The sequence below is a fragment of the Pseudomonas sp. RV120224-01b genome, assembly GCF_003208145.1.
GTDB classification, from domain to species: domain Bacteria; phylum Pseudomonadota; class Gammaproteobacteria; order Pseudomonadales; family Pseudomonadaceae; genus Aquipseudomonas; species Aquipseudomonas monteilii.
Map to the genome: position 1 here is coordinate 472,230 of NZ_QKMQ01000003.1, position 6,537 is coordinate 478,766.

General features: G+C 64.0%; 7 protein-coding genes. All 7 read left to right on the top strand.

Annotated elements, in window-relative coordinates:
* Positions 1-296 precede the first annotated feature (296 nt).
* Positions 297-1,253, top strand: a complete 957-nt coding sequence (locus N436_RS08275; protein WP_019096816.1) for a sugar ABC transporter substrate-binding protein — start codon at positions 297-299, stop codon at positions 1,251-1,253.
* A 21-nt stretch (positions 1,254-1,274) separates the two neighbouring features.
* The gene (locus N436_RS08280; protein ID WP_110740778.1) at positions 1,275-2,828 is read left to right on the top strand and encodes a sugar ABC transporter ATP-binding protein; all 1,554 of its coding nucleotides are present in this window, start codon (positions 1,275-1,277) and stop codon (positions 2,826-2,828) included.
* Positions 2,825-3,820 (top strand): ABC transporter permease, encoded by a 996-nt coding sequence (locus tag N436_RS08285; RefSeq protein WP_110740779.1) that lies wholly within the window; start codon positions 2,825-2,827, stop codon positions 3,818-3,820. The genes N436_RS08280 and N436_RS08285 overlap by 4 nt, the downstream gene beginning before the upstream one ends.
* Positions 3,821-3,824: 4 nt before the next feature.
* Positions 3,825-4,847: a LacI family DNA-binding transcriptional regulator gene (locus N436_RS08290; protein WP_110740780.1), complete on the top strand. Its 1,023-nt coding sequence runs from the start codon at positions 3,825-3,827 to the stop codon at positions 4,845-4,847.
* 15 nt (positions 4,848-4,862) lie between these two features.
* Positions 4,863-5,771 (top strand): ribokinase, encoded by a 909-nt coding sequence (gene rbsK / locus N436_RS08295; protein ID WP_110740781.1) that lies wholly within the window; start codon positions 4,863-4,865, stop codon positions 5,769-5,771.
* The gene (rbsD, locus tag N436_RS08300) at positions 5,768-6,166 is read left to right on the top strand and encodes a D-ribose pyranase (RefSeq protein ID WP_110740782.1); all 399 of its coding nucleotides are present in this window, start codon (positions 5,768-5,770) and stop codon (positions 6,164-6,166) included. Before rbsK ends, rbsD begins: the two co-directional genes overlap by 4 nt.
* 126 nt (positions 6,167-6,292) lie before the next feature.
* Positions 6,293-6,537: transposase (locus tag N436_RS08305; RefSeq protein ID WP_256589893.1), on the top strand; the 245-nt coding region annotated here is incomplete at its 3' end.

Sequence of the window (6,537 nt, forward strand, 5' to 3'; positions counted from 1 at the left end):
TCCTAATGAGATTTTTTGTATGTCGCACAAGGCTTGAGGCATGTTTCATACCAGCTTGTGCAAACGCGTGCAGGCGCGGTCTTGAGCCGCGACAGGGGGCAGTATTCCATTCGAAAATCCGAACGGGCGTAGGAAAAGGTGTTCGGTTTTCCGGAAAAATTCTGGATAATCGGCACCAGCAGTGCTCAGGCCACCGAACGCCAAACGGATTTGACAAACCCCGGTCTTGTTTCCATAGTTAGGCAACGCAAACGTTTGCGATCCGATAAAAAACACAAGATTCGGAGTCATCGTCCATGAAGCTGCCGTTCCCCGGTCGTCTGCTGGCCCTCGCTGTCGTTTCCACCCTGTCTCTCGCCCTGCCGTTTTCCGCCGCCCACGCCGAAGACAAGCCCAAGGTCGCCCTGGTGATGAAGTCACTGGCCAACGAATTCTTCCGCACCATGGAAGACGGCGCCAAGGACTACCAGAAAGCGCATGCCAACGAGTTCGACCTGATCGCCAACGGCATCAAGAACGAGACCGATACCGGCGAGCAGATCCGCATCGTCGAGCAAATGGTCAATGCCGGCGCCAAGGCGCTGGTGATCGCCCCGGCTGATTCCAAGGCACTGGTTTCCGCAGTGAAAAAGGCCATGGACCAGGGTGTGGTGGTAATCAATATCGACAACCGCCTGGACCCTGAACTGCTCAAGAGCAAAGGCATCAGCGTGCCCTTCGTTGGCCCCGATAACCGCAAAGGCGCGCGCCTGGTCGGCGACTACCTGGCCAACGAGAAACTCAAGGCCGGTGACCAGGTCGGCATCATCGAAGGCGTGCCGACTACCACCAATGCCCAACAGCGCACCGCCGGCTTCAAGGACGCCATGGACGCCGCGCAGATGAAGATCGTCTCGGTGCAAAGCGGCAACTGGGAGATCGACAAGGGCAACGCCGTCGCTGCCTCCATGCTCAACGAATACCCCGACCTGAAAGCCCTGCTGGCCGGCAACGACAGCATGGCCCTGGGCGCTGTGTCGGCCGTGCGCGCTGCCGGCAAGACTGGCCAAGTGCAAGTGGTGGGTTATGACAACATCAACGCCATCAAACCCATGCTCAAGGATGGCCGCGTGCTCGCCACCCTCGACCAGGCGGCCAGCCAGCAGGCGGTGTACGGCATCCAGGCGGCGTTGAAAATGGTCAAGGGCGAGAAGCCGGACGTGGATGCCGACAACGTCATCCAGACCCCGGTCCAACTCATCACCAAGCCCTGATTGCTGGCAGGAGAAACGGCCATGCCTGCATCGGCCAACGAAGTGGTACTCGCCGCCAGCGGGCTGGGCAAGACCTACGTCCAGCCCGTGCTCGGCGAGGTCAGCCTGAACCTGCGGGCCGGCGAGGTGCTGGCCCTGACCGGTGAAAACGGTGCGGGCAAGAGCACCCTGTCCAAGCTCATCAGTGGCCTGGAAACCCCGACCACCGGGCACATGACCTACCGCGGCCAGGCCTACGCGCCTGTTAGCCGCAGCGAGGCCGAGCGCCTTGGCGTGCGCATGGTCATGCAGGAACTCAACCTGCTGCCCACGCTGACCGTGGCGGAAAACCTGTTCCTCGATAACCTGCCCAGCCGCTTCGGCTGGATCAGCCAAAAGCGCCTGCGCCAGCTGGCCACGGCCGCCATGGCGCAGGTCGGGCTCGATGCCATCGACCCGGACACGCCTGTCGGTGAGCTGGGCATCGGCCACCAGCAGATGGTCGAGATCGCCCGTAACCTGATCGGCGACTGCCGTGTGCTGATTTTCGACGAACCCACCGCCATGCTCACCGCCCGCGAGGTGGAGCTGCTGTTCACCCAGATCGAGCGTCTGCGTGAGCGTGGCGTGGCCATCGTCTACATCTCGCACCGCCTCGAAGAGCTGCAGCGGGTGGCCCAGCGCATCGTCGTGCTGCGCGACGGCAAGCTGGTGTGTGACGAGCCGATCCAGCGCTACAGCAGCGCCGAGCTGGTCAACCTGATGGTTGGCCGCGAGCTGGGCGAGCATATCGACCTGGGCCGCAGGCAGATTGGTGCGCCCTTGCTCAAGGTCGACAAGCTCAGCCGTGCCGACAAGGTGCGCGACGTGTCGTTCGAAGTCAGGGCAGGGGAGATCTTCGGTATATCCGGCCTGATTGGCGCCGGACGAACCGAATTGCTAAGGCTGATCTACGGCGCCGACCGCGCCGACAGCGGCAGCATTGCACTTGGCCAGCCCCCCCAGGCCGTTAACATCGATTCGCCCAAGGCGGCTGTGCGGGCGGGTATCGCGCTGATTACCGAAGACCGCAAAGGCGAAGGCCTGCTGCTGACACAGTCGATCAGCGCCAATATCGCCTTGGGCAACCTGGGCGCGGTTTCGCGGGCCGGCATACTCGATGGCGAGGCAGAAAAGAGCCTGGCCGAGCGCCAGATCCAGGCCATGCGCATTCGCAGTGCCGGCGCGCAGCAAGTGGTGGGCGAGCTGTCGGGCGGCAACCAGCAGAAGGTGGTGATCGGCCGCTGGCTGGAGCGCGACTGCCAGGTGCTGCTGTTCGACGAGCCCACCCGTGGCATCGACGTCGGCGCCAAATTCGACATCTACGGCCTGCTGGCCGAACTGGCGCGTCAGGGCAAGGCCTTGGTGGTGGTGTCCAGCGACCTGCGCGAGCTGATGCTGATTTGCGACCGCATCGCCGTGCTGTCTGCCGGTCGCCTGATCGACACCTTCGACCGCGATCATTGGAGCCAGGACCAGCTGTTGGCCGCCGCCTTTGCCGGTTATCAGAAACGTGACGCACTGCTGCACGACGCAGCCCCCAGGATGGATGCATGAAAACCACCCCGCTCGATAGCCAAGGCGCCGCCCCCGTGCGCCGCAGTGGCACCTGTTTTGGCCTTGGCACCTACCTGGGCCTGGCCGGCGCCTTGCTGGCGATGATCGTGTTGTTCTCGTTCCTCAGCAGCCACTTCTGGTCGTATAACACCTTCAGCACCCTGGCCAACCAGATCCCCGACCTGATGGTACTGGCGGTGGGCATGACCTTTGTGCTGATCATCGGCGGCATCGACCTGTCGGTGGGCTCGGTGCTGGCGCTGGCGGCTTCCACGGTGAGCGTGGCGATTCTTGGCTGGGGCTGGGGCGTTTTGCCCTCGGCGCTGTTGGGCATGGCCGTGGCCGCGCTGGCCGGCAGCATCACCGGTGGCGTCACCGTAGCCTGGCGCATTCCGTCGTTCATCGTCTCGCTTGGCGTGCTGGAGATGGCCCGCGGCCTGGCCTACCAGTTCACCGACTCGCGCACCGCCTACATTGGCGATGCCTATGCCTGGTTCTCCAACCCGGTGGCCTTTGGCATATCGCCCGCGTTCATCATTGCCTTGCTGGTGATCGTGCTGGCCCAGTTGGTGCTGACCCGCACCGTGTTCGGCCGCTACCTGATCGGCATCGGCACCAACGAAGAGGCCGTGCGCCTGGCCGGTATCGACCCGCGCCCGTACAAGGTGCTGGTGTTCGCCCTGATGGGCCTGCTCGCCGGCCTGGCCGCCCTGTTCCAGATTTCGCGCCTTGAAGCGGCCGACCCCAATGCCGGCTCCGGCCTGGAGCTGCAGGTGATCGCAGCCGTGGTCATCGGCGGCACCAGCCTGATGGGCGGGCGCGGCTCGGTCATCAGCACCTTCTTTGGCGTACTGATCATTTCGGTGCTGGCCGCCGGGCTGGCGCAGATCGGTGCCAGCGAACCGACCAAACGCATCATCACCGGGGCGGTGATCGTCATCGCCGTGGTGCTCGACACCTACCGTAGCCGGCGCGCAGGCCGGCGGAACTGACAACATGGCAACCATCAAAGACGTCGCGGCACTGGCGGGCATTTCCTACACCACCGTGTCCCATGTGCTGAACAAGACCCGACCCGTCAGCGAACACGTGCGGCAGAAGGTCGAAGCCGCCATCCTCGAACTGGACTACGTGCCCAGTGCCGTGGCGCGTTCTCTCAAGGCGCGCAGCACGGCCACCATCGGCCTGCTGGTGCCCAACAGCGTCAACCCGTACTTCGCCGAGCTGGCACGGGGTATCGAAGACGCCTGCGAGCGCAACGGCTACTGCGTGATCCTGTGTAACTCCGACGACAACCCGCAGAAGCAACGCAGTTATCTGCGCGTGCTGCTGGAAAAGCGCATCGACGGCCTGGTGGTGGCGTCGGTAGGCCAGGACAGTGACCTGCTGCAAAGCCTGGCCAGCGTGCGCACGCCAATGGTGATCGTTGACCGCGAGCTGGAAGGCGTCGATGCCGACCTGGTGCGCATCGACCACGAGCAGGGCGCCTATCTGGCTACCCAGCATTTGCTGGAACTGGGGCATCGGGATATCGCCTACATCGGCGGCCCCGCCGAAACCGGGGTTACCCAGCTGCGCCTGAGCGGCTTCCGTCGGGCCATGGCCGAGGCCGGGGCGCAGGTGCAGGGCAATCGTGTGCTGCATTGCGACTTCACCAGCCCCGGCGGGCACGCAGCGGCAGCGCAGGTGCTGGAGGGCAAGCGGCCAACGGCGATTTTTGCCGGCAACGACATGATCGGTTTTGGTGTGCTGCGTGCTGCCGCCGAGCGCAATATCAATGTACCCGGTGAGCTGTCGGTGATCGGCTTCGACGATATCGAGCTCAGCCGCTACGTGTACCCGCCGCTGACCACCGTGGGCCAGTCCATACGTGAGCTGGGCGAAAACGCCGCGTCGCTGTTGCTGGCACGCATCGCGGCCCCCCGCCAAGGCGCGGCAGAGCAACGCATCGTCGCCCCGCGCATCGTACTGCGCGAATCCACCGGGCCGCGCCCGGACCTGTTCAACGATTACCGCTAACGCTAAGGAAATGTCATGAGTGCCAAGGTCGTGGTGGTGGGTAGCCTGAATATGGACCTGGTGGCCCGCGCCCAGCGCTTGCCCCGGGCCGGCGAGACCCTTCCCGGCGAAAGCTTTTTCACCGTGCCGGGCGGCAAGGGCGCCAACCAGGCTGTGGCCGTGGCGCGGCTAGGCGGCAGCGTGGCCATGATCGGCAATGTGGGTGACGATGACTATGGCCGGCAGTTGCACCGCGCCTTGTATGTCGAGGGTATCGACTGCCAGGGTGTCAGTACCTGCCCTGGCGTATCCAGTGGTGTGGCGCTGATTACCGTGGATGCGGCCAGCCAGAACTGCATCGTCATCATCCCCGGCGGCAACGGCCTGCTGACGCCGCAGTCGGTACAGCGCTTCGATGCCCTGTTGCAAGCGGCCGAGGTGGTCATCTGCCAGCTTGAGGTGCCGGTGGACACCGTGGCCTGGACCTTGGCCAGGGCGCGTGAGCTGGGCAAGCAAGTCATCCTTAACCCGGCGCCTGCCACCGGCCCCTTGCCGGCGGAGTGGTTCGCCCGCATCGATTACCTCACGCCCAACGAAAGCGAGGCTGAAACCCTGACCGGCATGCCGGTAACCGACCAGGACAGTGCCCGGCGCGCAGGCGAACGCTTGCGGCAGATGGGGGCGGGCAAGGTGATCATCACCCTGGGGGCTCAAGGGGCCTTGCTGGTGACTGAACAGGGCCACCAGCATTTCCCGGCGCCTGTGGTGCAGCCGCTGGATACCACTGCCGCCGGCGACACCTTCATCGGTGGTTTCGCCGCCGGTCTGGTGCGGGGCTTGGGGGAGGGCGAGGCCATCGCCTTTGGCCAGCGTGCGGCGGCATTGTCGGTTACCCGCGCCGGTGCACAGCCATCGATTCCCTATCTGGCGGAGCTAACGCCATGAAGAAAACCCCGTTGCTGAACGTTGCCCTGTCGCGGACCATCGCGGGCATGGGGCATGGCGACATTCTGGTGATCGGCGATGCCGGGCTGCCGGTACCGTCAGGCGTGGAGCTGATCGACCTGGCCGTTACGCCAGGCCTGCCAGATTTCGCCAGTGTCTTGCGGGCGGTGCTGAGCGAACTGCAGGTAGAGCGGCACGTACTGGCCGAAGAAATGCAGAAAGTGGTGCCACCGGCACTGGTCGAGATCGAGCGGTTGAAAGGCAAGCTGGGCAAGCGGGAATGGCTGAGCCACGAAGACTTCAAGGTGCTGTCGCGCAGTGCCCGCGCCGTGGTGCGTACGGGCGAGTGCCAGCCCTACAGCAATATTGCGCTGATCTCCGGCGTTACCTTTTGAAGGCGGGGGCTTTGCCCCCGATCGCCGGCAAGCCAGCTCCCACAGGGATGTCATCAGCCTTGAGGGCGGCGCTGTACCTGGACTGCCCCCAAGAAGTTGGACACCAATCCAACCCTTGGGGGATTTATGGGCAAATACTCAGAGCAGTTCAAGCTCACGGCGATCACGGCCTATCTGGAAGGCAGCAACGGCTTTCGCAAAGTGGCCCGACACTTGGGCATCGATTTCAGTTTGCTTCGGCGCTGGGTTGCCAGTTACCGATCCACCGCCAGCCTCAGTCCCCGCCCACATGGCCAGCGCTACACTGAGGACTTCAAACGGCAGGTACTCAAGCACATGCTTGAGCATCGACTCTCGCTGCGCCAAACAGC

Bases quoted from the DNA above. Each gene is read 5' to 3' on its own strand.
- N436_RS08275 (WP_019096816.1), top strand. From the start codon at position 297: ATGAAGCTGCCGTTCCCCGGTCGTCTGCTGGCCCTCGCTGTCGTTTCC.
- rbsK (WP_110740781.1), top strand. From the start codon at position 4,863: ATGAGTGCCAAGGTCGTGGTGGTGGGTAGCCTGAATATGGACCTGGTG.
- N436_RS08285 (WP_110740779.1), top strand. From the start codon at position 2,825: ATGAAAACCACCCCGCTCGATAGCCAAGGCGCCGCCCCCGTGCGCCGC.
- rbsD (WP_110740782.1), top strand. From the start codon at position 5,768: ATGAAGAAAACCCCGTTGCTGAACGTTGCCCTGTCGCGGACCATCGCG.
- N436_RS08290 (WP_110740780.1), top strand. From the start codon at position 3,825: ATGGCAACCATCAAAGACGTCGCGGCACTGGCGGGCATTTCCTACACC.
- N436_RS08280 (WP_110740778.1), top strand. From the start codon at position 1,275: ATGCCTGCATCGGCCAACGAAGTGGTACTCGCCGCCAGCGGGCTGGGC.